This is a genomic window from Ensifer sp. 38_S197, assembly GCF_056924495.1.
In genome coordinates this window covers 724,998-750,120 of record NZ_JBXOVZ010000001.1, presented here as the reverse complement: position 1 = coordinate 750,120, position 25,123 = coordinate 724,998, and the positions used below count along the sequence as shown (strand labels likewise).

The following is a 25,123-nucleotide window of genomic DNA, read 5'->3' as shown; positions in this document are numbered from 1 at the left end:
GGGAGAAGATGATGTCCGACAGAACGAATGGAAAGCCGGAGACCGGCGCCTTTTTCCCGCGTGACCGGCAATGGCACGCGCCGGCGCTGACGCCAGGCTACAAAACCTCGGTTTTGCGCTCGCCGCAAAAGGCACTCCTGTCGCTCGACGGTACGATCTCGGAAATCACCGGCCCGGTCTTCGGCCATTCTGTCATCGGCGAGCTCGACAACGATTTGATCCACAATTTCGCCAGACCAGGGGAAAGCGCCATCGGCGAGCGCATCATCGTGCATGGGCGCGTGCTCGACGAGCGCGGGCGCGCAGTACCGGGCGCGCTGCTCGAATTCTGGCAGGCCAATGCCGGTGGCCGTTATCGCCACAAGAAGGAAAGCTACCTTGCGCCGCTCGACCCGAATTTCGGCGGCTGCGGCCGCACGATCACCGACGACGAGGGCTGCTATTCCTTCCGCACGATCAAGCCTGGCCCTTATCCCTGGCCGAACGGCGTCAACGACTGGCGTCCGGCCCACATCCATTTCTCGGTCTTCGGCCACGGCTTCGCGCAGCGCCTGATCACTCAGATGTACTTCGAGGGCGACCCGATGATCTGGAAGTGTCCGATCGTCAACACGATCCCCGATCGCCAGGCGATCGAACAATTGATCGCGCCGCTCGACTGGGCGAACACGATTCCGTTCGACGCGCGTGCCTACAAGTTCGATATCGTGCTGCGGGGACGCCGCTCGACGCTGTTCGAGAACCGGCTGGAGGGCAACTGATGGTTCAGCAACTTAGCTATCTCAAGGAAACGCCGTCACAGACGGCCGGCCCCTATGTGCATATCGGCCTGACCCCGAACTTCTGCGGCATCGGCGGCGTCTATGAAACGGATCTGGGCGCACGGATGGTGAACGAGCAGACGCTTGGCGAGCGGATCACCATTACTGGCCGCGTGATCGATGGCGCGGGTACGCCGCTGAAGGACGCGCTCGTCGAGATCTGGCAGGCGGATGCGGCGGGTCTCTATAACTCGCCAACCGAGTTGCGCGGTTCGGCAGATCCGAATTTTTCCGGCTGGGGACGTTGTCCGACCGCCGCGGACGACGGCGTCTTCATCTTCGAGACCGTTAAGCCGGGGCGCGTGCCTTTCAAGGACGGCCGGCCGATGGCGCCGCACATCACCTTCTGGATCGTTGCGCGCGGCATCAATGTCGGGCTGCACACGCGCATGTATTTCCCCGAGGAAGCCGAGGCCAACGCCGTCGATCCGTTGCTTGCGCGAATAGAACATCGCCATCGCGTCGCGACGCTTGTCGCGACCGGAGCGGCGCCTAATTATGTTTTTGACATTCACCTGCAAGGTGAGAAGGAAACGGTGTTCCTCGACATCTGAACAGGAATGTCACGCCTGGACATGGGGCGAAGAATAGTGCGTCCCATGCAGCAGGTGGCATTTCGTTCAGCAAGCAGAAACGGGGAAACCATGACCTATTCCGCCTTCGACCATCCTTATCTTTCCGGTCTCCTGGGTGATGAGGCGGTTGCCGCCGAGTTTTCGGCCTCCGCCGAGATCCATGCGATGCTCGCCTTCGAGGCGGCGCTTGCACGGGCGGAAGCCGTGCACGGCGTCATCCCGGCAAGCGCCGCCGACCGGATCACCGGGGCCTGTCGTGCTTTCTCCCCCGACGTCATCGCGCTCAAACGCGCCATGGGTGTGGATGGGGTGGTTGTGCCGGAACTCGTCCGGCAATTGCGTGCAGCCGTTGGTGGCGAGGTTGCGGACTATGTGCATTACGGCGCCACCAGCCAAGATGTCATCGATACCAGCATGATGTTGCGCATGAAGGCGATCGCCGAGCTTTTCGCCGTGCGCCTCGGCAATGTCGTTTCGGTGCTCGAGGAGTGCGACAACGAATGGGGGGAGCGTTCGCTGATGGGGCGGACCCGGATGCAGGCGGCGATCCCGATCACCGTATCCGACCGGCTGCGCAGCTGGATCGAGCCGCTGCTTGACCACAAGGACCGGCTGGAAGCGATGGACCGTGACCTCTTCGCCGTCCAGTTCGGAGGCGCTGCAGGAACGCTCGAAAAACTCGATGACCGGGCAGATGACGTGCGCGCCACGCTTGCGGAAGAACTGGGACTCGCCGATTTTCCGCAATGGCACAGTCAGCGCTCGGAAGTGGCGGATTTTGCCAATGCGCTATCGCTGATGACCGGCAGCCTGGGTAAGTTCGGCCAGGATATCGCGCTGATGGCGCAGCAGGGCGACGAGATCGAACTTGCCGGTGGCGGTGGTTCCTCGGCGATGCCGCACAAGCAGAACCCCGTTGCGGCGGAGGTTCTGGTATCCTTGGCACGTTTCAACGCGACCCAGCTCTCCGGCATGCACCAGGCGCTGATCCACGAGCAGGAACGCTCCGGTGCCGCCTGGACGCTCGAATGGCTGATCATGCCGCAGATGGCTGGTGCAGCGGCGGCAGCGCTTCGCCTGGCGGCCGAGCTTGCGAGCAACATACGCCGGCTTGGCCGGGCCTGAGCGCGGCCGCCACCCGGCCCTCAACGGGCCGCGCGCAACATCGAGCGGTATCGCACCTGACTGTTCTTGAGGTGCTGGCGCATGGCGCTGCGCGCCTGTTCCTCGTCGCCATCCTGAATTGCGATGAGGATGGCCTCGTGCTCGGAGATCAATCGGCTCAGTTCTGTCGACGCCAGCACGGTCTCCTCGCCACTTTCGGAAACCGCGCGGCGGGGAATAAGGGCCGGACCCAGCATCTGCAGGAACTCGCTGAAGCGCGGATTGTTGGTCGCCTGGGCAATCGCGAGATGGAAATTGAAATCGGCTTCGGCGGTTGGACGTCCCTCGGAGGCGCTCGTACAGAACCTGTCGAAGGCTTCGACGATCTTTTCCTCCTGCGCCGGCGAGCGGCGAAGGGCGGCGAGGGCGGCGGCATCGCCTTCGACTGCGGTTCTGAGCTCCAGCATTTCGATCAACGAGGAGACCCGCGCGAGATCGACGCCGTGGAAAGGCAAGGGAGCGACCGGAGTCGGCTCCAGCACGAAGACGCCGATGCCGTGTCTCGCCTCGACCAGTCCGCCGGAGCGGAGTGCCGCAATCGCCTCACGCACCACGGTGCGGCTGACGCCGAACTCCTGGGTAAGTTGTGCCTCGGACGGCAGGCGGTCTCCCGGCTTGTAATGACCGCCGGCAATCTGGCTGCTGAGTGCATCCGTCACCTTCGCCACCAGTGTCTTGCCTGGTGGAGCGGCGGTCTCGGATGCGGTTGCATTGGTCATGGGGCCAATTCCGTAATTTAACGAAGGCTTCTGGATACGCCATTGCCGATCGGCAGTGCAATCCATGGGGGGCAAAGCACGATCCGCTTAATCCTTGAAAATCGGATCATCGACGAAGGCGCCGCCCTGAAACCGCACCAGGGAATCCTCCGGCTTCGGTTTCGGCGTGTTTGCGGCGATCTTCTCGCGGAAGACCTCCGCATTATCCTTCGCTCGCCACCCGAGCCAGGAAACATGGGCGTTGTCCCACCATCCGGCGTCGTTTGCGGAGGCGCCCCAGATGACCGGGCAGCCAAGAACCGGCACGCGGAACACCGCTTCGATCATCGAGGCGAAGTCGTCATGCGAAAGCCAGGTGGAGAGCATGCGGTAGTTGGTCGGTTCAGGCATGCAGGAGCCGATGCGGACAAGTGCCGTCTCCTGCCCGAACTTCTCGAAATACATGCGGGCAAGCGCTTCACCGAAACACTTCGAGACGCCGTAGAGCCCATCAGGCCGGTAGGGCGCGTTCGGACCCAGCCGCTCGTTTTGCGGATAAAAGCCGATCGTGTGGTTGGTGCTGGCGAAGAGAATGCGTGGTTTGCCGTTCGCACGGGCCGCCTCGTAGAGATTGTAGAGGCCGAGGATGTTGCCGTCGAGGATTTCCGAGAACGGCCGCTCGACCGAGATGCCGCCGAGATGCAGGATCGCGTCGCAACCGGTGACGAGGTCATGGACGGCCGCGGCATCGGCGAGATCGCATTGAATGCACTCTTCGTTTTCGCTTGGCGGATCGAGCGGCGACCGGTCGGAAAGTCGGATCACGGTTGCCAGCGGCGCAAGTTTCTTGCGCATGGCGCGGCCGAGCTGCCCCGCCGCGCCGGTGATCAAAAGCCGTTCCATTTCCTCTTTCCTCCAGAAGGCCAGCCGGTGTCGCGGCATTGTCATATGCCATCATACAATAGGGGCTAACACATAATATGTGATCGACGCAATATGGACGAGTTGCGTCAATTTTGTTTCTGCGTCGAAGTGAGATATGCCCCAAAATCCGGCGGAAAGGCCTGCTTTCAAGCGCGATTGTGGCATATTTTAGCTTGTATGATCACTTGTATTATGACCTATTGACATGAATGCCATGACTTGCTTAGTAGGATGCATCGCGTTTTGAGGAGGACCCGCACGAAATGACCCCCGAGCAGATCAAGGCCGCTCTTGGATCGGGCCTGCTTTCTTTCCCGGTCACGCATTTTGATGCCGAGGGCCGTTTTGCGCCGGACAGCTATCGGGCGCATGTCGAGTGGCTGGCCGGCTACAAGGCGCCGGTGCTATTTGCTGCCGGCGGCACCGGCGAATTCTTCTCGCTGAAGCCCGATGAAATTCCCGGCATCGTGCGGGCCGCTAAGGAGGTTGCAGGCGACACGGCAATCGTTTCCGGTTGCGGTTACGGTACGGAGATGGCCATCGATATCGCCCGGTCGGTCGAGCGCGTTGGCGCGGACGGTATCCTGCTTCTGCCGCACTACCTGATCGACGCGCCGCAGGAAGGGCTTTACGCCCATGTGAAGAAGGTCTGCCAGTCGGTCGGTATCGGCGTCATGGTCTATAACCGCGACAATTCGGTGCTGCAGGCCGACACGCTGGCCAGGCTCTGTGACGCGTGCCCGAACCTGATCGGCTTCAAGGATGGCACCGGCGACATCGGGCTTGTGCGTCAGGTCACGGCCAAGATGGGCGACCGCCTGATGTATCTCGGCGGGATGCCGACCGCCGAGCTCTTTGCCGAGGCCTATCTCGGCGCCGGTTTCACCACCTATTCCTCTGCCGTCTTCAACTTCGTGCCGGGCCTTGCCAACGAATTTTACGCCGCCCTTCGCGGCGGCGACCGCGTCACCTGCGAGCGCATCCTCAAGGACTTCTTCTATCCGTTCATGGCAATCCGCAACCGGGGCAAGGGCTATGCGGTTTCGGCGATCAAGGCCGGTGTGCGCCTGCAGGGCTTCAATGCCGGCCCGGTCCGCGCCCCGCTGAAAGACCTCACCGATGACGAAGTCGCGATGCTCGATGCCCTGATCGGTGCGAACAAGCGCAAGAATTGAACCGCAGCGAGGGCAACCGATGAAAATCACCGCCGTCCGCACCCATCTCCTCGAGCACCGGCTGGCCGTGCCCTTCGAAAGCGCGTCCATGCGCTTTGATCGTCGCGCCCATGTGCTGGTGGAGATCGAATGCGATGATGGCACTATCGGCTGGGGCGAGTGCCTTGGGCCGGCGCGGCCGAATGCGGCCGTGGTCGCGGCCTATTCCCCCTGGCTGATCGGCCAGGATCCGCGCCAGACCGAAAAGCTCTGGGCGATCCTCTATAACGCGCTTCGCGACCAGGGGCAGCGCGGCCTCGCGATCACGGCGCTGTCCGGCATCGACATCGCGCTCTGGGACCTCAAGGGCAAGCACTACGGCGCCTCCGTCTCGATGCTGCTTGGCGGTCGCTGGCGCGAGAGCGTTCGCGCCTATGCGACCGGCTGCTTCAAGCGTGATGGCGTCGACCGTGTGTCCGACAACGCGATGGAGATGGCGGAGCGCCGGGCGCAGGGGTTTCACGCCTGCAAGATCAAGATCGGCTTCGGCATCGCGGAAGACCTTTCCGTCATCCGCGCGGTGCGCGAGGCGATCGGCGACGAGATGCGGCTGATGATCGACGCCAACCACGGCTACACCGTCACCGAAGCGATCCGCCTCGGCAAGGCTGCGGCGGACTATGACATCGATTGGTTCGAGGAGCCGGTCGTGCCGGAGCAGCTCTCGGCCTATCGCGAGGTCAGGGCAGGGCAGCCTATCCCGGTCGCGGGCGGCGAGACCTGGCATGCGCGCTATGGCATGTGGCCGGCGATCGAGAGCCGCGCCGTCGACATCCTGCAGCCGGACCTGTGCGGTTGCGGCGGTTTTTCCGAAATGCTGAAGATCGCCAGCCTCGCGACGTTGCATGGCGTTCGCATCGTGCCGCATGTCTGGGGCACGGGGGTTCACATTGCCGCGGCGCTGCAATTCATGGCGGCGATGACGCCGGATCCGGTGCGGGTGAAGCCGATTGAGCCGATCCTGGAGTTCGACCGGACGGAGAACCCGTTCCGCCAGGCCGTGTTGACGGCGCCGATCGAGGCCGTCAACGGCGTCGTCGCCATACCGGACGCCCCGGGGCTCGGTATCGAGATCAATCGCGATGCGCTCGCCGAATTCAAGATGCCCGAGACTGCAAGATGATCGAGCGAATCCTGACCGGCCGCCCGCCTGAACCGCGTCTGCCGAAGGGCGCGATCGATTCGCAGATGCACATGTATCTGCCAGCCTTCCCGTCGCTTCCCGGCGGTCCGCCTTTGCCTGTTGAACCCTTGCCGGACGCTGCGGCCTATCGTCAGGTCATGGCCTGGCTCGGCATCGACAGGGTGATCATCACCCAGGGCAACGCCCATCAGCGGGACAATGCCAACACGCTTGCCTGTGTTGCGGCAATGGGTGCCGCCGCGCGCGCCGTCGTCGTCATCGACGAGGACACTTCGGATGCGCAGATGCGAAAGTTGAGCGAAAGCGGCGCTGTCGGCGCACGCATCATGGACTTGCCGGGTGGCGCGGTGGGGCTCGGCGCGCTGGAAGCAGTGGACGCGCGGGCATACGCGGCAGATTGGATGATCGCCGTGCAGTTCGACGGCAACAGGCTGCTCGACCATCTGTCGCGGCTGGAGCGCATCAGGTCGCGCTGGGTGTTGGATCACCACGGCAAGTTCTTTGCCGGCGTCGATCCTGATGGACCGGATATCGCGGCGCTGCTGAAGTTGATCGACCGCGGCAATGTCTGGTTCAAATTCGCTGGCGTCTACGAAAGTTCGCGGGAGGGATGGCCATACGAAGACGTGGCCGCCTTTTCGCGCCGGATCGCCAAACATGCTCCGGAACGCATCGTCTGGGGCTCGAACTGGCCGCATAACATGATCCGCAAGACGGAAGACTATCCCGATGACGCGCGGCTCGCGGAACTGGTGCTCGGCTGGCTTGCCGACGACCGGGCGCGGCACCTGGCCCTCGTCGAGAACCCGGAACACCTGTTCAAGCTGCCGGCCTTCGCCGTGGCGTGACGTCAGCCCGCAATGGGAGTTGGGAGGCTCCCTGCCGGGCCTAACGACAAGAGGATTTCGCATGCCGGCCCGGACGGGCAGCAACCCGGCCTTGGGAGAGGCCGAAGCACGATCAGAGGAGGAGAAAACATGAAGAAAATTGCAGGCATGCTTTGCGTCGCCATGGGGCTGGCGTTTGCCGGCACAGCGGCGCAGGCGCAGGAAATCACCCTGCGCTCGGCGGATATCCACCCGGACGGCTACCCGACGGTCGAGGCCGTCAAATACATGGGGCAACTGCTTTCCGAGCGCAGCAACGGGCGGATCAAGGTCGAGGTCATGAACAATGGCGTGCTCGGCGGCGAGAAGGACACGATCGAGCAGACGCGCTTCGGTGTCATCGACATGAACCGCGTCAACGCGGCGCCCTTCAACAACCTCGTCAAGGAGACGATGGTGCTTGGCATGCCGTTCCTGTTCCGCTCGACCGAGCACATGCACAAGACGGTCGACGGCCCGATCGGCGACGAGGTGCTGGCGGCCTTCGAACCGCACGGCCTGATCGGTCTCGCCTTCTATGATTCCGGCGCGCGTTCCTTCTACACCACCAAAAAGCCGATCGAGAAACTGGCGGACCTCAAGGGCCTGAAAATCCGGGTGCAGCAGTCCGATCTCTGGATCGCCATGATGCAGGCCTTCGGTGCCAACCCGACGCCGATGCCGATGGGCGAGGTCTATTCGTCGCTCGAGACCGGTGTCGTCGATGGCGCCGAGAACAATTGGCCGTCCTACGAATCCGCCCGTCATTTCGAGGTCGCCAAGAACTATTCGCTCACCGAACATTCCCTCAATCCGGAAATCCTGGTCATTTCCAAGATCACCTGGGACAAGCTTTCCCCCGAGGATCAGGTCCTGGTTCGTCAGGCGGCCAAGGATTCCGTTGGCAAGATGCGTGAACTCTGGAGCGCGCGCGAGAAGGTCTCGGAAGAGAAGGTTCGTGCCGCCGGCGCAAACGTCATCAAGGTCAACAAGGAGGAGTTCGCAGCCGCGATGGCGCCGGTCTACGACCAGTTCGTCAGCGACCCGAAACTCAAGGACCTTCTCGAGCGGGTGAAGGCGGTCAAGTGACGGCAGATGAAAGGCCGGGTCCGGAAAAGGAACCGGCCTTCGCAACTGTCCATAGGATCGCTTTTTGCGGAGGAGGAAGAAAGATGCGTCGTTTCATGCGGGCGATACGCCCGCTTCTCGGGGCGCTAAGCTGCGCGTCGCTCTATATCGCCGGCACCGGCATGGTCGCCATGACACTGATCGTCGGCTGGCAGGTGTTTGCCCGCTATGTTCTGAACGACTCGCCAAGCTGGTCTGAGCCCTTGTCTCTCCACCTGATGGCCTGGTTCATCATGCTTGGCGCGGCGGTCGGCGTGCGCGAGAGCGTCCATCTCGGCCTCGATGTCATCCGCCACGTGATGAAGCCTTCGGTCCAGCTTGCCATGGATCTGACGAGCCTTGGCCTGATCGTCATCTTCGGGGCATCCATGGCCTATTACGGATTGCTTCTTTGCATCGGCACATGGAGCGCCACCATTCCGGTCCTTGGATGGCCGGGAGGGGTCGACTTTTTTCCGCTCATCGTCGGCGGCGTGATGATTGCCCTCTTCGCTGCCGAGCGTTTCATCGATCTGGTTCTGGGTGTCGACGTCGCCGCCGATATTGTCGTGCAGGAGATGGCCTGAATGGCTTACACTATTCTCTTCGGGGTCTTCACCCTGCTGATGTTCATCGGCACGCCGATCGCGTTTTGCCTCGGCATCGCTTCCTTCGCCACCGTACTCTATCTCGGCCTGCCGCCGGTGGTGGTGTTCCAGCAGTTGAATTCCGGCATGAACATTTTCGCCATGATGGCGATCCCGTTTTTCATCTTTGCCGGCGACCTGATGGTGCGCGGCGGCATCGCCAACAGGCTGATCCAGTTCGCCGCCGGTCTCGTCGGGCATCTGCGTGGCGGCCTCGGCCAGGTCAACATCGTGGCCTCGACGCTCTTCGGCGGCATCTCCGGCTCGGCGGTCGCGGATGCTTCGGCCGTCGGCGGCCTGATGATCCCGCAAATGGCAAGGCGCGGCTATGACCGTGACTACGCCGTCAACGTGACCGTCAACGCAGCCATCATCGCGCTGATGGTCCCGCCGTCGCACAACATGATCCTTTATTCGATCGCCGCCGGCGGCAATGTCTCGGTCGCCGATCTCTTCACCGCCGGCATCATTCCCGGCCTGCTGCTCGCGCTTTCGCTGATGGTGACCGCCTATGTCGTCGCAAGGCGTAGAGGCTATCCGGCCGAGCCGTTCCCGGGTTTTTCCAGGCTCTTCTACTACCTGCTCGCCTCATTTCCGGGCATCGTACTGATCGGCATCATTTTCGGCGGCGTGCGCTCCGGCGTGTTCACCGCCACCGAAAGCTCCTGCATCGCCGTGCTCTATGCTTTCCTCGTCGCGATGCTGGTCTATCGCGAACTGGATTGGACAGGCTTCGTCGAAGCGGTCATGGGGGCGGTGCGCACCACCGCCATGGTTCTCCTCGTCATCGGTATGGCGGCATCCTTCGGCTGGCTGATGGCCTTCCTGCAGGTGCAGGCGCTGATGATCGGCGCGATCGGTGCGATTTCGGAGAACCCGATCATCGTGCTGCTCGTCATCAACATTATCCTCTTGTTCCTCGGCACCTTCATGGACATGGCGCCGATGGTGATCATCTGCACGCCGGTGCTGCTTCCGGTCGTCAAGGCCTTCGGCATCGACCCGGTGCATTTCGGGGTGGTGATGATCCTGAACGCCGGCATCGGGCTCAACACGCCGCCGGTGGGCACGGTGCTCTTCGTCGGCTGCGCCGTCGGCGGAATTACCATTCGCGAGGCGATGCGCACGATCTGGCCGTTCTTCGGCGCCAGCATCGCGGTGCTGATGGCCGTCACCTACATCCCGGCGCTGTCGCTCTGGTTGCCGTCGGTCTTCAAGTGAACTGACCGTTCGCGATGTTTCCGGGCTCGGCATTTATGCCGGGCTCGGTCCAGTTTCGGGGTGAGGGCTATTCGTTCCTGTTGGCGGCGATGCACTGGCGTTCCAGGCGCTTGAGGAAAACGCCGATCTCCTTCGCCGCCTGCAGATCGCCCTTCCGCTCGGCGACGGCGCGACCTTCGCGCCAAACCTGGAGCGCCTCTTCGAACCGGCCGAGCTTGTGTAGAATGGCGCCATGCAGTTTCCACGCAGCGGAATAGTCCGGGTCGAAGGCGATCGCGCGCTCGACATGGGCAAGTGCGGTATCGAGGTCCGCTTCCTGAAGGCAAATGCTTCCGAGCGTGAAGCGCAGCATGGCGTCGTCCTTGCCGGCTTCTAAGAGCTTTTCGAGCGCTTGCCGCATTGCTGGCATTCCTCCTACGCGATCGCCGGTTCAGGCCGCAGGCTTGCTTGGGTGCAAGGTCGCGTGCCCGTTGCTCGGCTGCGCCGGCAACGCTCTCGTCCTGTCGAGAGACTGATATCGCCGGCGGCTCCAGATCAAGGGGCCGGCATGGGTGGAAGTCTCGGTTGCGACAATTGTTCCGACGAACAGCATGTGGTCGCCGACCTCGAGCGCTGCGCTCAGCACGCAGTCGAGTGCTGCGGCGGCTCCGAGAAGCCTCGGCCGACCGCTCGGCCAATCGGCCCAGATGCCGACGAGGTAACGCTTGGACGCTTCGATCTTGCCGGCGAAGGCGTCCGCGATCAATTCTTGCCCCTCGGCCAGCATGGCGAGCGAGAAACCTTGCTCGGCGACAATCCGCACGGCGAGCCGGCTGTCCGCCTTGATCGAAACGACGATCGAGGGTGGGTTTGCGGACAGCGAAAAAGTGGCGGTCACGGTCCGGCCAAGACTCTCGGCGCCTTTGCCGGCGCTTGCCACGCAGACGGTCGCAGCGAGATGCGACAGGGTGTCGGCGAACTCCGGTTTCGACACCGCCAGATCAGTGTGGGCGTCGATGTCGACGGAAAGCGGAGGCTGCTGGCGCATGGGTCTTGTTCCAACTGAGGATAGCCCGTGGCGGCGGGGAGACGCCACGGGGTTTGCGGAAGCCCAGGCTCAGGCGGGGGGCGAGAGGGCTGCCGCAAATTCTCTGACTTGTTGCCTACGGCGCCGCGCGTCGACGCGCAAAGGTCGCTGTGGCACTTTGAATGGCTGCATATCCTTGTCCTTTAACCGGCTACGATCAAAGGAGACATGCAAAAAAGCTGCTTCCAGCTCCGGGCGAATCGCGGCCGGTCAGGCGGACTTCAATTCCGCTTCGGCAAATTCGTAGTTGGCAAGCTTGTCGAGGAAGTTCGACGCATAGTCCGGCCGGCGGTTGCGGTAGTCGATGTAATAGGCGTGTTCCCAGACATCGAGGCCAAGCAGGGCCTTGCCTTCGTCGGTCGCGACCGGATTGGAGCCGTTGGCAGTCTTCGTCACCTTGAGCTTACCGTCCGGGCCGAGCACGAGCCAGGCCCAGCCGGAGCCAAACTGGCCGGTGGCGGCCGCCTTGAAGGCGTCCTTGAAGCCTTGAACGCTGCCGAAGTCTTCGATGAGCTTCTTTTCGAGTGCCCCGGGGATCTGACCGCCCTTGGGCGAAAGGTTCTTCCAGAACAGGATGTGGTTCCAATGCTGGCCGGCATTGTTGAAGACCGGCGCCAGTTCCGCCTTGCCGTGGCTGTGGCGTATGATCTCTTCGAGCGACAGGCCGGCGAGCGATGCATCCTTCTCGACGAAACCGTTCAGCGCCGTGACATAGGCCTGGTGATGCTTTCCGTGGTGGAACTCGATCGTCTCGGCGCTCATGCCGTTTTCAGCGAGCGCACCGGGTGCATAGGGAAGGGCGGGAAGGTCGAAGGCCATGATCAAATCCTTTGCGGGCGGGACACTCTCGATGGATCACTTGTCTGCGGTTGGTTGAGAGTGTATTTAGCAAGAGAGTTCTTTGTAAATCTGCGCGCAGGAATATGTCAAGCGATCCCTTTTTAAATCCAGAGATGAGCAGCGGCCGCACGCCGGGCGAGCGCATCATGCTGGCGCTCAAGCTGCATGGCCCGCAAACGGCGGCGGCGCTCGGAAAGCGTCTGACGATTACCGGCGAGGCCGTGCGCCAGCAGCTAGTCCGTCTTGCCGAGGATGGTTTGGTTCTATCGTGGTCGGAAGCGAAAGGCGTCGGCCGCCCCTCGCAGTTCTGGGGGCTGACCGCCGCCGGCCATGCGGAGTTTCCCGATACCCATGCGGAGCTTACCGTCCAGCTCTTGAGGACGATCCGCCAGACGCTTGGCGAGGCGGCGATCGAGCGGCTGATCGCGGCGCGGGAGGACGAGACCCGACAGAACTATGGCGCAGCGATGACGGACAAGAAGAGCCTGCGCGAGCGGGTGGAAGAACTGGTGCGGCTGCGGTCGCAGGAAGGCTATATGGCGGCTTGCGAGGATCCTGGCGACGGCACTCTGCTCTTCGTCGAGAACCACTGTCCGATCTGCGCTGCCGCAACGAGCTGCCAGGGCTTCTGCCGGGCGGAATTGAGCGTGTTCCGTGCGGTGCTCGGCCCCGGTGTCGATGTCGAGCGCGCCGAGCACATTCTCGCCGGCGCGCGGCGCTGCGCCTACGTCGTCAAAATGGCGGATCGAGCCGCCTGATCGGCGTCGGTAAGAGCATGGCGCCGCGCCGGCTGAATGCAGGCGCGGCGCCGGAAGCTGATCCTATCAGCGCGCGCCCATGCGCAGCGCGCCGTCGAGGCGGATGACTTCGCCGTTCAGCATGCGGTTCTCGCAGATATGCTGCACGAGCGCGGCAAACTCGTCCGGTTTGCCGAGGCGCTGCGGGAAGGGCACGCTCTTGCCAAGCGAATCCTGTACCTCCTGCGGCATGCCGGCCATCATCGGCGTTTCAAAGATGCCCGGAGCGATGGCGACGACGCGAATGCCGTGGCGCGCAAGTTCGCGGGCGATCGGCAACGTCATCGAGACGACGCCGCCCTTGGAGGCAGCATAGGCCGCCTGGCCGATCTGGCCGTCGAAGGCGGCGACCGACGCGGTGTTGACGATCACGCCCCGCTCGCCGTCGTCGCCCGGCTCTTCTCGCTCGATCGCCTCGGAGGCAAGCCGCAGCATGTTGAAGGTGCCGATCAGGTTGATCGTGACCGCGCGTGAAAAGCTCTCCAGCCGATGCGGCCCGTCGCGGCCGAGCACCTTTTCGCCGGGCGCAATGCCTGCACAGTTCACCAGCCCGTGGAGATGACCAAAGCGATCCAAGGCCGCCGCAACGGCGGCGGCGGCATCCGTCTCGTTGGTGACATCCGTCTTCTGGAAGAGGGCGTTGCTGCCGAGTTCTTCAGCCATTTTCTGGCCTGCCTCGGCGTTCACGTCGGCAAGAACCACACGGGCGCCTTCGCCATGCAGCCGCCGCGCGACGGCTGCGCCAAGGCCCGAACCGCCGCCGGTCACGATAAAGACTTTTCCATCGATCAGCATCTGAGGCTCCTCCCGTACCGGATCGTGTCGATAGGACATGGACATAGCCTTGCGGCGGCATGAAGCCAAGGGCGGTTGGGAAATCGGGTCAACACCCAACAAGGACGGCCACGGCTCATCAGTGTGGACCGCGTGATGCGGAATCTAGCGTCGCGTGATCGGTGATGTCTCGATGATCTTGATGCCGACGGCGTTACTGGATTCGTCATAGACGATCTCGCCTCTGCCGATGATCATGCCGTTGACCTTGAGTTCGACCGGTTCGCCGAAATTGCGGTCGAGATGGATCGTGTCTTCAGGATGGAGCTTTGAAATCTGGGAAACCGTCAGCCTGGCACGCCCGATGACGGCTTCGATCGCCAGGGGAATGCCCTGGACCGCACGCTCGCTCATTACCGAGCGGCTCTCAAGCGCAGGGCTCTCGTCGAGTTCGACCAGTTCATCCTGTAGCTTCTTGTTAATCATTCTGCACCATCCAAAGCACTGATTCACGACTCTTTAACAAAGAGTTGCGCCAGTTCGCCCTGGGTGGCAACCGTGGCTAAATGGGGGTTCTCCCTGCCTCGCAGGCGAGCGTTAACAAACGGTTAACATCCACAACGCCCGGCCGGAAGAAGCCCTCAAAGCGTCACGGCGTTCCAGTTTCCGTCCCGTTTTTGGAAACCGATCATGCGCCGGCCATTCGGCAACTTGTCGCCGAGTCGCACGATGTAGACATAGCCTTCGTAGACCATTAGCCCCTGATCACCGTTGCTGTAGAGAATCTCGAAGCTTGGCGGTTCGTTCGGGGAAACGCCTGCATCTGTCGGCGTCCCCGACGGATCGATCGCCGCGATTTCCGTGGGAACGCTTTGCGGGCCAACGAAATAGTATAGCGACGACGCAATGGCGGTGGCGCAGAGGAGGGCGCCGGCCAGTGACGGCGCCAGGCGCAGCTTGAAAGGTGTTGGCGTTGGCTGAGGTGTGGCAACACTCAAGTTCGTTTTCCCGATTCGATCAAAATCTTCCATCGGAACCGTTCGTACACGGCATCTTCGGACAGCCATTGCAGACACCGCTGCTTGGTAGATGGCCGGACCTGCTTCGTGGAACCGTTCTCTGCTTCAATCCGAGAAGATGACGTCCTCCCAGAATCAACAGCATGCCCATTCGCCGATATCAGGGACATATGGTTCCGGTCGTTTCCACACCTTTTGGGTGTCGCGAACACCGGCCCCACTTCGCCTTCAAGTAGGGCCGGTAAGGTGCATTGCCAGGCGGACATACGGACAGCTTTAGGCTGCTTCGGGCTTGGTGGCGCGAAGGAGCCGCAGCCATGGGGCCAGATGAAAGACGCTCATCAGGAGGTACATGATGGTCATCCCGCCAATCTGCAGCCCCGGCTCGCCGACGCATAACATCTGCCCGACGTCGTCGCCCCATGCCCCGGTCGAAATCGCCATGAGCGCGAAGGTCGGCGACGCCGCAAGGGCAAGCCCATCAGCCGCCCTCCGCGCTGCCGTCCGGTGGAGTTCTCGCGCCCCGGCAGAGAGGCCGGCGCTCATCGCACCGAGCTCGCGTCCTGGGTTCGCATCGCTGCCTCGCCGGCGTCCGAGACCTCGACCCAGCGCTGATCGGGCGCGGCGCCTTCGACGTAGCTGTCGTTCCAGTTCCACCACTTGTAGGTCGGGGTCTGGGGATAGCCTTCGGGAGAGTCCTCCCAGACCTCTTGTCGGCCGAGCGGCGTGATGTCGAGATAGTTCCAGGTGCCGCCCATCTGTTCGTCGCCTCGGTTGTTGATGAAATAGGTCCGGAACAGTCGGTCGCCGTCGCGGAAGAACACGTTGTGTCCGTGCCACTCGTCGACGCCGAAATCGAGGTCGAAGTTGTCGGTGATGGTGTACCAGGGCATCGTCCAGCCCATGCGCGCCTTCAGCCTGGCGATATCCGCCTGCGGCGCCCGAGAAACGAAGACCAGGGTAGTGTCACGGGCGTTGAGATGGGAAAGTTGGGCAACCTGATCCGCGACCATGGAGCAACCGCGACAGGCATGCTCGGGCCAGCCATAGACACCCGGCTCATAAAAGGCGCGGTAGACGATCAACTGGTGCCGACCGGCGAAGAGATCGAGGAGGCTCGCCTTGCCTTCCGGACCCTCGAAGACATATTCCTTCGTGACCGCCATCCACGGCATGCGCCGGCGCTCGGCGGCGAGCGCGTCGCGAGCGCGTGTATGGGCCTTCTCCTTTACGAGCAGGTTCTGGCGTGCCGCTTCCCAGGCCTGCGGAGAGACTACCTCCGGCTTTTGCATGGCCGGCTGGTCGGCCCCCTGCCCATTCTCGACTGTCTTGATCATGGCTTTCAATCTCCTCGTTTGAGACGAACCTGCGTCGTGCGGCAAGAGTGCCGGGATGCAGGTCATCGCGCGTCATCGAGGGTAGTTTGGCACCGCGGATCAAATGTCGGGAGTAACAACTGTGACGGTATTAGATCGGGCGACGCGATGGAGGCGTGTGCGCCGGCGACCTTTCCGTCCTAGAGCCTGGCCTGCCGAATCTCGCTGGCGAAGAAATTGGTGAAGGCCTTTACCTTCGGCAGCAGCAATCGATTGGTTGGATAGACGACATAGATGCCGCGCTCAGCGAGCCTATGCTGCGGCAGGATCCGTACGAGCTTGCCTTGGGCGAGCAGCGGGTTGGCGATGAAGGATGGCAAGGCGCCGAGACCGATGCCGGCCTGGATCATCTCGCTCAGCATCAGGCTGTTGTCGACGACGAAGCGGGCCGGCAGTTCGATGCTCGTCGCGCCGTCGGGGCCTTCCACGATCCAGCTTCCAGGCTGGTCGGCGAGTCGGTAGCTGAGGCAATCGTGGTTCTTGAGATCGCTGGTGCTTGTTGGCGTGCCCCTCGCCGACAGATAGGCGGGCGCGGCGCAGATGATCTGTTCGACCTCGCCGAGCCGCTTGGCGATCAGGGATGAATCCGCAAGCGCGGCGCGCACACGGATCGAGACGTCGAACCCCTCCGAGACGACGTCAAGCACATGATCGTCGAGCGTCACGTCGACCTTCAACTGCGGATACAGCGCCATGAAGCGGGCCAGCATCGGCGCGAGGACCGTCACTCCGAAGGAAAGGGGCGCGTTGATCCGTAGCCGGCCATTGATCTCGCCGGCCTCGCCCGACGTCGAACGCTCCAGATGGTCCAGTTCGTCGAGAAGTCGGCAGCATTCGGTGAAGTAGCCACGCCCCGTCTCCGAGAGGCTCATGCGGCGGGTGGTGCGCAGAATGAGCACGGTGCCGAGGCGTTCCTCCAGTTGCCGGATTTGCTTGCTGATCGACGCGTTCGATTGTCCGAGCTCTTCGGCCGTTCTGTTGAAGCTTTGAAGCTCGACGACGCGCCGAAACGCGCGCATGGCCGCCAACAGATCCATAATTTCTCCAGAGTAAAATATCTATTTTCCTTATCGCTGATTATTCGCGATGCGGCCAGCAATAAGGTGAACTCAGCTTCCTGATGTTCAGGCAATGCAGAAGAAGGAGTTCATCATGCTCAAAATCGCAACGCTCAGCCGCACGGTGGCGGTCTCTCTCGTTACCGGATTGCTGGGGAGTGCGGCCTTCGCGCAGGACGTCGGCAAAAGCCCCTGGGGGCCGAAGGACGAGATCGGACGTCTCAATCTGATCACGCCCGCCTCTCGTGCTGCGATCCTGTCGCGCATCGAAGGCGCCAAGTCCTACGACCTCGCCGTGGAGTATTTCATCGGCATGCCGAGCTGGGAGGCGGCCGGCGATCCGCCATACCAGATGTGGATGACCCACACGCCGCACGGCACGACGGTTTCAGACCCGATGAAGGTCGGCAAGGAGATGAACCAGCACGTCAGCTACTCCGGTTCGGCCGTTTCGATGTACGCGCATATGGGCACGCATATCGATGCGCTGAATCACTTCGGCCTGAACGGCAAGATCTGGAACGGTTATGCGGCGGCCGACCACCTCTGAGACCAGGGCTGGACCGTCACCGGCGCGGAGAAATTGCCGCCGATCATTGCACGTGGTGTCTTGATCGATGTCGCGGTAGCCAAGGGCATGCAGATGCTGCCGGAGAATTATCGCATCACCCGCAGGGATCTGCAGGAGGCGCTTGATGGCCAGGGCGTCAAGCTCCAGGAAGGCGACGTGGCGCTGATCCGCACGGGGCGCATGCAGCGCTATGAAGACAAGTCCGCCTATATGAGCAATCCGCCCGGGCTGAGCATCGATGCAGCGAAGTTCCTGGTCGAAGACGGTGGCGCCATGGTCGTCGGTGCCGACAATTTGAGCTTCGAAGCGTTTCCGGCCGAAACCGAAGACAACTACATTCCGGTTCATACCTATCTGTTGGCCCAACAGGGCGCTCCGATCATCGAGCTCATCAATCTCGAAGAACTGTCGAAGGACCGGATCTACGAGTTTGCTTTCGTCGGCGCGTCGCTCAAGTTCCGCGGGGCCGATGCAGCACCGATCCGCCCTGTCGCTTTCCCGCTGCGCTAAGCCTGTTCCTCAGCGGCCTTGGCTGAAATCAGAGCAGCCGAACGATCAAACGACGAATACGCCGCGATATTTCTGCGGCGCATTCGCTCGTCATCGGGGCGATCTGATCGCGATGGGGCCTGCGCCGATGGGCGGCATCGACTTGGAATGCGATGGCCGAACCGACATCGGTTGCCCGAAGGGCAATCCGAGGGCGCTCCACCACTAGTCGATGGCGGCCGGCGTCTCCGCTTCGGCACGGCCCCGCAGTGGCTTCTCCGGCATGAGATGGAACATCACCAGCGAGATCACCATCGCCGCGGCGCAAGCGGCGAAAATATAGGCGAACGGCATTGCCGAGGTGGCCGTGGCGCTGATCGCTTGGATGGCCTCACCGCCGAGCGGCAGGCCATTGCCGAGGGCGATAGCGCCAAGTATTGCGACGCCAAGAGCGCCGCCAAGCGATCGCAGGAAGGTCAGGACCCCGGTTGCGACACCGAGATGCGCCTGATCGACGGCGTTCTGCACGGAAATGGTCGCAACCGGAAAGGTCATGCCCGAGCCGAAGCCCGCGCTCGAGGTCAGCAGGACCAGCAGCGACAAGGATGTTCGCCCGGCCAGAGCCGCGAGCGTAGCCAGGCAGAGAAAGCTGAGGGTACTGCCGACGAGTGCCATCATTTTGTAGTGGGCAAGGCGCGGTATCGTCCGCGCGCTGGTCGTTGCTCCGAACACGGTGCCCAGCAACAGGCCGAGCATGATCAGTCCCGAGCCATCGGCGGAGAGGCCATGGAACGACTGCGCATAGACCGGGAGATAGACCGAGACGCCGACATTGGCGCCCTGCGCCAGAAACATCGCCAGAGTTCCGTAGCGCACGATCGGATTGCCGAGCACTTCCAGCGAGATCAGCGGCTCGGTCACGCGCCGAAGGCGCAAGGCGAACGCGCCCCAAAGGAGTGCCGAACACCCAAGCAAGCCGACTATGGCCGGCGACAACCAGGCGTAACGGCTGCCGCCCCAATTCAGCGCCAGCAACAAAAGCGCCGTTGCCGCGACGAGCAATGCGGCGCCAGCCCCATCGATCCGGTGCGCTCGGGTTATGATCGGCAGCTTCTTCAATGGATTGTTGATGATCGCCAAGGCCGCAAGGCCGAGCGGAATGTTGATCCAGAAAATCAGCGACCAGTGGAGATACTCGGCGAAAGTGCCGCCCAGCAGCGGCCCGGCGATGCTTGCGACCGCCCATGTTCCGGATATCCAGGCGGCGTAGCGGGCGCGCTCGCGTGGCGGAACGAGGTCGCCAATCACCGTTTGCGAGAGGGCGAAGAGACCGCCGCCGCCCAGGCCCTGGACCGCGCGGCCGATGATCAGCGTCAGCATGTTCGGCGCCAGCGCGCTGATCAGCGACCCCGCAAGGAAGATGATCACGGCGGCGAAGATCGTCGGACGTCGCCCGTGGATATCGGAGATCTTGCCGTAAAGGGGAGCCATGGCCGTCGCGGTCAACAAATATGCCGTCACGACCCATGGCAGATAGTCGCTGTGTCCAAGTGCTTTACCGATTGTCGGCATCGCCGGCGCCACGATCGTCTGGTCGAGCGCGGCGAGAAGCATCGCAAGAAGCACGCCCCCGATGATGACGTTCTTTTCCGGCTCCGAGAGGGCGGAAACCGTCGCGGCCGTTTCATTCGGATGACGTATCTCATTCATGCAGGCGATCCGATGCAATCATTTCCACTTTGCCGGGAGGCATTCAGAGAGGTTGGGCACACGATAGTCAACCGTGCGAGCGATCGTATCTGCGCAAGAACCAGCGATGCTCTCATGGCGCGTGCGATCAACTGGCCAAGATTATCGACCACGGCACGTTCAAATGGCGGGCAATACTGCCCGTACATGGTCCGCGAGCGCTTTTACTACGGATGATGGGCGGGGTTCGGCAAATTCGAGCGCGATGCCGATCGCAGGGAGCTTCGGCAGCCCGGCTGAAATGATGTGCAGATCGGAGGGGACGGCGGTTCTCGTCAGGACGCTGATCGCATGGCCGGAACGGGCAAACGCGATGAGGCCGGCAAGGCTGTTGCTCGCAAAGGCGACGCGGTACCGGCGATTGATCGCCTCCATGGCATCGCAGGCTGCCCGATAGTCGAGCGTCGTCGGGGCGGACAATGCCAGGGGAAGAGCCGCGCGGTTCAGGATGTCCGGTTCGGCAGCCTTGCCGACCCATACGAAGTCTTCCGTTCGAATGACTTCGCCGTTTGAACTGTCGGCGATGGAGACGAGCGCCAGGTCGATTTGCCGCCGCAGCAACATTGGACGCAGTTCCGTGGTTGGGGCGCAGATCATGCGCAATTCGACGTCCGGGTGCCGCTCGAGAAAGCTCTCGATGATCCCTGGAAGAAAAGCGATCGAGTAATCTTCCGGACAGCCCAGGGTGACGGAGCCTTTGAGGCCCTTGCCTTCCATCTCCCCCAGGATCTCATCATGTTTGGCGAGAAGACGTTCGGCATGCGCCAGCAGCTTTTCACCGGCCGCGGTCAGCCGCACGCCCGATCCGGTGCGATGGAAGAGGGCCTGTTCGAGAAAATCCTCGAGCCGCTGCATCTGCATGCTGAGCGTCGATTGCGTCCGCCCGACCTGCTGGGAGGCAAGGCTGATCGACCCCGTCCGCGCGATGACGGTGAAGTTTCGAAGCAAGGCAAGGTCGAGATTCCTCATGATATCAAAATATCCGATATCGGAACGGAACACTATCAATTTGCCTGAAGCCGCAATGCCCGTTAGCCATTTAGAACCGCCAATGAGGAGCAATCTGATGTCCCTGAATTCCGACCCTGCGTTCTGGGCCTCCGCCAACAAACACCTCACGCGCTACGGGCCTGGCTTCGAGGCGATCATCGTGGAGCGAGCGGAAGGAAGCTTCGTCTATGATGCGGACGGTCGCGCCGTCCTGGACTTTACCTCCGGTCAGATGAGCGGTGTCCTCGGTCACACACACCCTGACATCGTTGCGACCGTCGACCGGCAAATGCGGACGGTCGCCCATCTCTTCAGCGGCATGCTGTCGAGGCCCGTCGTCGAACTCGCCACGCGCCTTGCCGCGCTTGCGCCGGGGCTCGACCGGGTTCAGCTTCTGACGACCGGCGCCGAATCGAACGAGGCGGCCATTCGCATGGCGAAGCTGGTGACCGGCGGGCACGAGGTCGTTGCCTTCGCGCAGAGCTGGCACGGGATGACGGGAGCCGCCGCCTCGGCCACCTACAGCGCCGGCCGAAAGGGTTATGGTCCGGCCGCCGCAGGCTCGTTCGTGATACCGGCGCCCAACGCCTATCGGCCGCGGTTCACCCACCCGGATGGCAGCAATGATTGGAAGACGGAACTCGACGACGCCTTCTCGCTGATCGACCGGCAGTCGACGGGCAGCCTCGCGGCGTTCATCGCCGAACCGATCCTTTCGAGTGGGGGGATCCTTGAGCTTCCGCCGGGCTACCTCGCCGCGCTCAAGCGCAAATGCGAGGAACGGGGCATGCTTCTCATCCTCGACGAAGCCCAGACGGGGGTCGGCCGGACCGGGCACATGTTTGCCTTCCAGCGCGATGGGGTGACGCCGGATATTCTCACGCTGTCGAAGACTTTGGGCGCTGGGCTGCCGCTTGCCGCGGTCATGACGACGGCGGAAATCGAGCAAAAGGCCCATGAAAGGGGCTTCCTCTTCTATACCACCCATGTCTCGGATCCCCTGCCGGCGGCGGTCGGCGTGACCGTGCTCGACGTGGTCGAACGTGATGGGCTGGTCGAACAGGCGATCGCGCGCGGCGCGCGGCTGCGCGACGGTCTCCTGTCGCTACAACAGAGGTTCGAATGTGTCGGCGATATCAGGGGACGCGGCCTTCTTCTCGGGCTCGAAGTCGTCGCCGATCGGCAGACCAAGGCTCCGGGCTTCGAGCTGGGTGCCAAGGTCATGGAGGAGGCGATGCGGCGTGGTCTCAGCATGAACATCGTCAAGCTTCCGGGAATGGGGGGCGTCTTTCGCATTGCCCCGCCGCTGACGGTTGCAGACCGCGAGATCGATCTCGGACTGGAGATCATGTCTGCTTCGATCGACGCTGCGATGCGTGCCGGCTGAAGACGCCCCCGCGTTCGCCTCGCATGGCGAGCGTCGATCCGCGTCGATAGGTCGGCGGACGGATCAACGCCGATATGTCGAAGATTTTTTGCCATCAACTTGAGGGCCGCTTGCCGCGTTTCCCGGGGGCATGCTGCGCGATGGCGCGAGATGACGCTTGGACGCGCGCGATCGAGAGCTGCCGCCGTCATTCTGTTATCGTTGACGTGGCGCGCATCGCCGTTAAATACGCTTCGATGGTTGGGTCCAATTCTTCCGAATGCATAACTTCCCGATTATGATTTTGGCCCCATATTTCATTTTTACATCACCGTTTGGCATGGCAAGTTGATGCCTATCAAATCAACGGGGTTTGCGAGGACGATGTCGGTTCGGGAGCGATCGGCATCTCAGGGAGGAAACATGAAACGGATGATTCTGGCTGCGGTCGCGGCTTTGGCAATGAGCGGCGCGGCCTATGCCGACACGATCAAGATCGGCGTCGTCGGGCCATTCTCCGGTCCGTTCGCGCTTCAGGGCAAGAATTTCAAGGCCGGCATCGACGCCTATATGGCGCTGAACGGCAGCAAGGTCGGCGACGACGATATCGAGATCATCTATCGCGACGTGCCGCAAGCCGATCCCGCCCAGTCCAAGGCGCTGGCGCAGGAACTGGTGGTGAAGGAAGGCGTGCAATATCTTGCCGGCTTCTACTTCACGCCGGATGCCATGGCGGTAACGCCGCTCCTTACCCAGGCGAACGTGCCGCTCGTCATCATGAATGCGGCGACCTCCGCGATCGTCACCAAGAGCCCACTCGTCGTGCGCACCTCCTTCACCACCTGGCAGACCTCCACGCCGATCGCCAAGGTCGCCAAGGACGCCGGTGTTTCCAAGGTGATCTCCGTCGTCAGCGATTACGGCCCGGGCGTCGATGCCGAGAACGCCTTCAAGGCAGGATTCGAGGCGGCGGGCGGCCAGGTGGTCGAGGCGATCCGCATGCCGCTTGCGACCAATGATTTCTCGCCGATCATGCAGCGCATCAAGGATTCCGGTGCCGAGGGCGTTTTCGCCTTCCTGCCGTCCGGCCCGACGACGCTCGGTTTCGTCAAGGCCTTCAAGGAGAACGGCCTGAAGGACGGCGGCATCAAGTTCTTTGCCCCCGGCGATCTGACGCAGGAATCCGACCTGCCGGCCCTCGGTGAGGCAGCACTCGGCATCCAGACGACCTTCCACTACGCGGTCTCGCATGACTCCCCGGAGAACAAGGCCTTCGTCGAAGCGGCAGGCAAGGCGATCGGCAACCCGGCCGAGCTCTCCTTCCCAGCGGTAGGTGCCTATGACGGCATGCACGTGATCTACAAGATGATCGAGGCGACCGGTGGCGAGCAGGACGCGGCCAAGGCGGTCGAGGCGGTCAAGGGCCTCTCCTGGACGAGTCCGCGCGGCCCGGTCACAATCGATCCGGAATCGCGCCACATCACCCAGAACATCTATCTGCGCGAAGTCGCCAAGGCCGATGACGGCACCTACTATAACAAGGAAATCCAGACCTTCGAGAAGCAGGGCGACCCCGGTCTCGCTGCGCTGAAGTAGGCAGGTTGGGGCGGGCGCCCAGCGCCCGCCGACACCGATGATGCGCCGATCGGCTGCGCCCGTGAGCGGGGCCGCGTGCACCGCGACGTCACAGGCGCTGGTGCAGGAATGGCGCTGCGCGCATATAGTGCGTCCCGAATCCGGCACGGCAAAAACCTGGAAGAAAGGGCAACGGATAGCCCCATGCAAACCGTCCTCAGCATTGCGATCGATGCCCTTGCCTATGGCATGGTGCTGTTCGTCATCTCCATCGGTCTTTCGGTCACAATGGGCCTCATGCGGGTGGTCAACCTGGCGCATGGCGCCTTTGCCATGATCGGCGGCTACATTGCTTCCTATGCGGCGCGCGATCTCGGCCTTGCCTATGGCTTCGCCATTCTCCTTGCGATCTTTGGCACCATCGCCATCGCAGTTCCGATCGAAAGGCTGCTCTACCGGCGGATTTACGGCGCGCCGGAACTGACACAGGTGCTGATGACCATCGGCATCACCTTCTGCATCATTGGTATCGCCAACTACGTTTTCGGTCCGACGCTGAAGACCGTGCCGCTGCCAAGCGAATTGCAGGGATCGGTCGACCTTGGCTTCCGGGCGATCGCCACGCACCGCATTTTCGCGATCCTTTGCGGCCTCGCGGTCGCCGCCGGTCTCTGGTACGCGATCGAAAAGACTGCCTTTGGCGTGAAGCTGCGCGCTTCGGTTGACAATGCGGCGATGGCCGCCGCCCTCGGGGTGCGCACGGAGATCGTCTATGCCGTGAGCTTTGCGGTCGCCGTTGGGCTCGCCGCTTTCGGTGGCGTCGTCGGCGCCGAGTTGCTTCCGGTCGAACCCTATTATGCGCTGCGCTACATGGTGACCTTCCTCGTCGTCGTCTCTGTCGGCGGTGCCGGCTCGATCCCCGGCGCTCTGATCGCCTGCCTGCTGCTCGGCGCGATTGATACGACCGGCCGCTATCTCATGCCGGAATTCGGCGAGTTCTTCTTCTACCTGGCGGTGATCGCGATCATCTGCGTCTTTCCGCGCGGGCTTGCCGGGAGGGCCAAGGGATGAG

General features: G+C 62.5%; 26 protein-coding genes and 1 pseudogene. 14 read left to right on the top strand and 13 right to left on the bottom strand.

Annotated elements, in window-relative coordinates; translation table 11 throughout:
* Positions 1-11 precede the first annotated feature (11 nt).
* The 3 genes from pcaH to AC1Z3V_RS03375 all read left to right on the top strand — a co-directional run bounded on the left by pcaH (position 12) and on the right by AC1Z3V_RS03375 (position 2,521).
* Positions 12-761, top strand: coding sequence for a protocatechuate 3,4-dioxygenase subunit beta (pcaH, locus tag AC1Z3V_RS03385; protein WP_483497219.1), 750 nt, complete (start codon positions 12-14; stop codon positions 759-761).
* Positions 761-1,375, top strand: a complete 615-nt coding sequence (pcaG, locus tag AC1Z3V_RS03380; protein WP_483497217.1) for a protocatechuate 3,4-dioxygenase subunit alpha — start codon at positions 761-763, stop codon at positions 1,373-1,375. The genes pcaH and pcaG overlap by 1 nt, the downstream gene beginning before the upstream one ends.
* 90 nt (positions 1,376-1,465) lie before the next feature.
* Positions 1,466-2,521, top strand: coding sequence for a 3-carboxy-cis,cis-muconate cycloisomerase (locus AC1Z3V_RS03375; protein WP_483497216.1), 1,056 nt, complete (start codon positions 1,466-1,468; stop codon positions 2,519-2,521).
* 20 nt (positions 2,522-2,541) lie between these two features.
* Here AC1Z3V_RS03375 and AC1Z3V_RS03370 read toward each other — a convergent pair whose 3' ends face one another.
* Together AC1Z3V_RS03370 and AC1Z3V_RS03365 are read right to left on the bottom strand one after the other, a co-directional pair.
* The gene (locus AC1Z3V_RS03370; protein ID WP_483497215.1) at positions 2,542-3,279 is read right to left on the bottom strand and encodes a FadR/GntR family transcriptional regulator; all 738 of its coding nucleotides are present in this window, start codon (positions 3,277-3,279) and stop codon (positions 2,542-2,544) included.
* 87 nt (positions 3,280-3,366) lie between these two features.
* Positions 3,367-4,161: an NAD-dependent epimerase/dehydratase family protein gene (locus tag AC1Z3V_RS03365; RefSeq protein WP_483497214.1), complete on the bottom strand. Its 795-nt coding sequence runs from the start codon at positions 4,159-4,161 to the stop codon at positions 3,367-3,369.
* 284 nt (positions 4,162-4,445) lie between these two features.
* On the opposite strand from AC1Z3V_RS03365, the gene kdgD reads away from it, so the two are divergent.
* The 6 genes from kdgD to AC1Z3V_RS03335 all read left to right on the top strand — a co-directional run bounded on the left by kdgD (position 4,446) and on the right by AC1Z3V_RS03335 (position 10,381).
* The gene (gene kdgD / locus AC1Z3V_RS03360; protein WP_483497213.1) at positions 4,446-5,357 is read left to right on the top strand and encodes a 5-dehydro-4-deoxyglucarate dehydratase; all 912 of its coding nucleotides are present in this window, start codon (positions 4,446-4,448) and stop codon (positions 5,355-5,357) included.
* 19 nt (positions 5,358-5,376) lie between these two features.
* Complete coding sequence (locus AC1Z3V_RS03355; protein ID WP_483497212.1) at positions 5,377-6,519, top strand: mandelate racemase/muconate lactonizing enzyme family protein; 1,143 nt, start codon at positions 5,377-5,379, stop codon at positions 6,517-6,519.
* Entirely contained in the window at positions 6,516-7,388 is an 873-nt protein-coding gene (locus AC1Z3V_RS03350) for an amidohydrolase family protein (RefSeq protein WP_483497210.1), read from the top strand. The genes AC1Z3V_RS03355 and AC1Z3V_RS03350 overlap by 4 nt, the downstream gene beginning before the upstream one ends.
* A 129-nt stretch (positions 7,389-7,517) precedes the next feature.
* Positions 7,518-8,495 carry a TRAP transporter substrate-binding protein gene (locus AC1Z3V_RS03345; RefSeq protein ID WP_483497209.1) on the top strand — a complete coding sequence of 326 codons (978 nt, stop codon included), beginning with the start codon at positions 7,518-7,520 and terminating at the stop codon, positions 8,493-8,495.
* A gap of 83 nt (positions 8,496-8,578) precedes the next feature.
* Positions 8,579-9,100, top strand: coding sequence for a TRAP transporter small permease (locus tag AC1Z3V_RS03340; RefSeq protein ID WP_483497207.1), 522 nt, complete (start codon positions 8,579-8,581; stop codon positions 9,098-9,100).
* Complete coding sequence (locus AC1Z3V_RS03335) at positions 9,101-10,381, top strand: TRAP transporter large permease (RefSeq protein WP_483497205.1); 1,281 nt, start codon at positions 9,101-9,103, stop codon at positions 10,379-10,381. It begins immediately after the preceding gene.
* Between the two features lie 67 nt (positions 10,382-10,448).
* Here AC1Z3V_RS03335 and AC1Z3V_RS03330 read toward each other — a convergent pair whose 3' ends face one another.
* The 3 genes from AC1Z3V_RS03330 to AC1Z3V_RS03320 form a co-directional block, all read right to left on the bottom strand.
* Positions 10,449-10,781, bottom strand: a complete 333-nt coding sequence (locus AC1Z3V_RS03330) for a tetratricopeptide repeat protein (RefSeq protein WP_483497203.1) — start codon at positions 10,779-10,781, stop codon at positions 10,449-10,451.
* Between the two features lie 30 nt (positions 10,782-10,811).
* A complete protein-coding gene (locus AC1Z3V_RS03325) occupies positions 10,812-11,408 on the bottom strand; it encodes a flavin reductase family protein (protein WP_483497202.1) in 597 nt (198 codons plus the stop codon).
* A gap of 249 nt (positions 11,409-11,657) precedes the next feature.
* Positions 11,658-12,266 (bottom strand): superoxide dismutase, encoded by a 609-nt coding sequence (locus AC1Z3V_RS03320; protein ID WP_483497201.1) that lies wholly within the window; start codon positions 12,264-12,266, stop codon positions 11,658-11,660.
* A gap of 134 nt (positions 12,267-12,400) precedes the next feature.
* Between AC1Z3V_RS03320 and AC1Z3V_RS03315 the strand changes: the two genes are divergently transcribed.
* Positions 12,401-13,045 carry a helix-turn-helix transcriptional regulator gene (locus AC1Z3V_RS03315; RefSeq protein WP_483497199.1) on the top strand — a complete coding sequence of 215 codons (645 nt, stop codon included), beginning with the start codon at positions 12,401-12,403 and terminating at the stop codon, positions 13,043-13,045.
* A gap of 66 nt (positions 13,046-13,111) precedes the next feature.
* On the opposite strand, the gene AC1Z3V_RS03310 is transcribed toward AC1Z3V_RS03315, so the two are convergent.
* The 6 genes from AC1Z3V_RS03310 to AC1Z3V_RS03285 form a co-directional block, all read right to left on the bottom strand.
* A complete protein-coding gene (locus AC1Z3V_RS03310; RefSeq protein ID WP_483499531.1) occupies positions 13,112-13,879 on the bottom strand; it encodes a 3-hydroxyacyl-CoA dehydrogenase in 768 nt (255 codons plus the stop codon).
* A gap of 144 nt (positions 13,880-14,023) precedes the next feature.
* Entirely contained in the window at positions 14,024-14,344 is a 321-nt protein-coding gene (locus AC1Z3V_RS03305; RefSeq protein WP_483497198.1) for a FliM/FliN family flagellar motor switch protein, read from the bottom strand.
* Between the two features lie 155 nt (positions 14,345-14,499).
* Positions 14,500-14,889 (bottom strand): hypothetical protein, encoded by a 390-nt coding sequence (locus AC1Z3V_RS03300; protein WP_483497197.1) that lies wholly within the window; start codon positions 14,887-14,889, stop codon positions 14,500-14,502.
* 264 nt (positions 14,890-15,153) lie between these two features.
* The gene (locus AC1Z3V_RS03295; RefSeq protein ID WP_483497196.1) at positions 15,154-15,423 is read right to left on the bottom strand and encodes a hypothetical protein; all 270 of its coding nucleotides are present in this window, start codon (positions 15,421-15,423) and stop codon (positions 15,154-15,156) included.
* Positions 15,420-16,214 (bottom strand): DUF899 domain-containing protein, encoded by a 795-nt coding sequence (locus AC1Z3V_RS03290; protein WP_483497195.1) that lies wholly within the window; start codon positions 16,212-16,214, stop codon positions 15,420-15,422. Before AC1Z3V_RS03290 ends, AC1Z3V_RS03295 begins: the two co-directional genes overlap by 4 nt.
* A gap of 179 nt (positions 16,215-16,393) precedes the next feature.
* Positions 16,394-17,290: a LysR family transcriptional regulator gene (locus AC1Z3V_RS03285; protein ID WP_483497193.1), complete on the bottom strand. Its 897-nt coding sequence runs from the start codon at positions 17,288-17,290 to the stop codon at positions 16,394-16,396.
* 94 nt (positions 17,291-17,384) lie between these two features.
* On the opposite strand from AC1Z3V_RS03285, the pseudogene AC1Z3V_RS03280 reads away from it, so the two are divergent.
* Positions 17,385-18,392, top strand: a pseudogene (locus tag AC1Z3V_RS03280) (cyclase family protein).
* A gap of 204 nt (positions 18,393-18,596) precedes the next feature.
* Here AC1Z3V_RS03280 and AC1Z3V_RS03275 read toward each other — a convergent pair.
* Positions 18,597-20,081 carry an MFS transporter gene (locus tag AC1Z3V_RS03275; RefSeq protein WP_483497192.1) on the bottom strand — a complete coding sequence of 495 codons (1,485 nt, stop codon included), beginning with the start codon at positions 20,079-20,081 and terminating at the stop codon, positions 18,597-18,599.
* Positions 20,082-20,240: 159 nt separating this feature from the next.
* The gene (locus tag AC1Z3V_RS03270; protein WP_483497191.1) at positions 20,241-21,089 is read right to left on the bottom strand and encodes a LysR family transcriptional regulator; all 849 of its coding nucleotides are present in this window, start codon (positions 21,087-21,089) and stop codon (positions 20,241-20,243) included.
* Between the two features lie 97 nt (positions 21,090-21,186).
* Between AC1Z3V_RS03270 and AC1Z3V_RS03265 the strand changes: the two genes are divergently transcribed.
* The 3 genes from AC1Z3V_RS03265 (at position 21,187) to AC1Z3V_RS03255 (ending at position 25,122) form a co-directional block, all read left to right on the top strand.
* Entirely contained in the window at positions 21,187-22,497 is a 1,311-nt protein-coding gene (locus AC1Z3V_RS03265) for an aspartate aminotransferase family protein (RefSeq protein ID WP_483497190.1), read from the top strand.
* Between the two features lie 402 nt (positions 22,498-22,899).
* A complete protein-coding gene (locus AC1Z3V_RS03260; RefSeq protein WP_429818604.1) occupies positions 22,900-24,072 on the top strand; it encodes an ABC transporter substrate-binding protein in 1,173 nt (390 codons plus the stop codon).
* 183 nt (positions 24,073-24,255) lie between these two features.
* Positions 24,256-25,122, top strand: a complete 867-nt coding sequence (locus tag AC1Z3V_RS03255; protein WP_429818606.1) for a branched-chain amino acid ABC transporter permease — start codon at positions 24,256-24,258, stop codon at positions 25,120-25,122.
* Position 25,123: the final 1 nt, after the last annotated feature.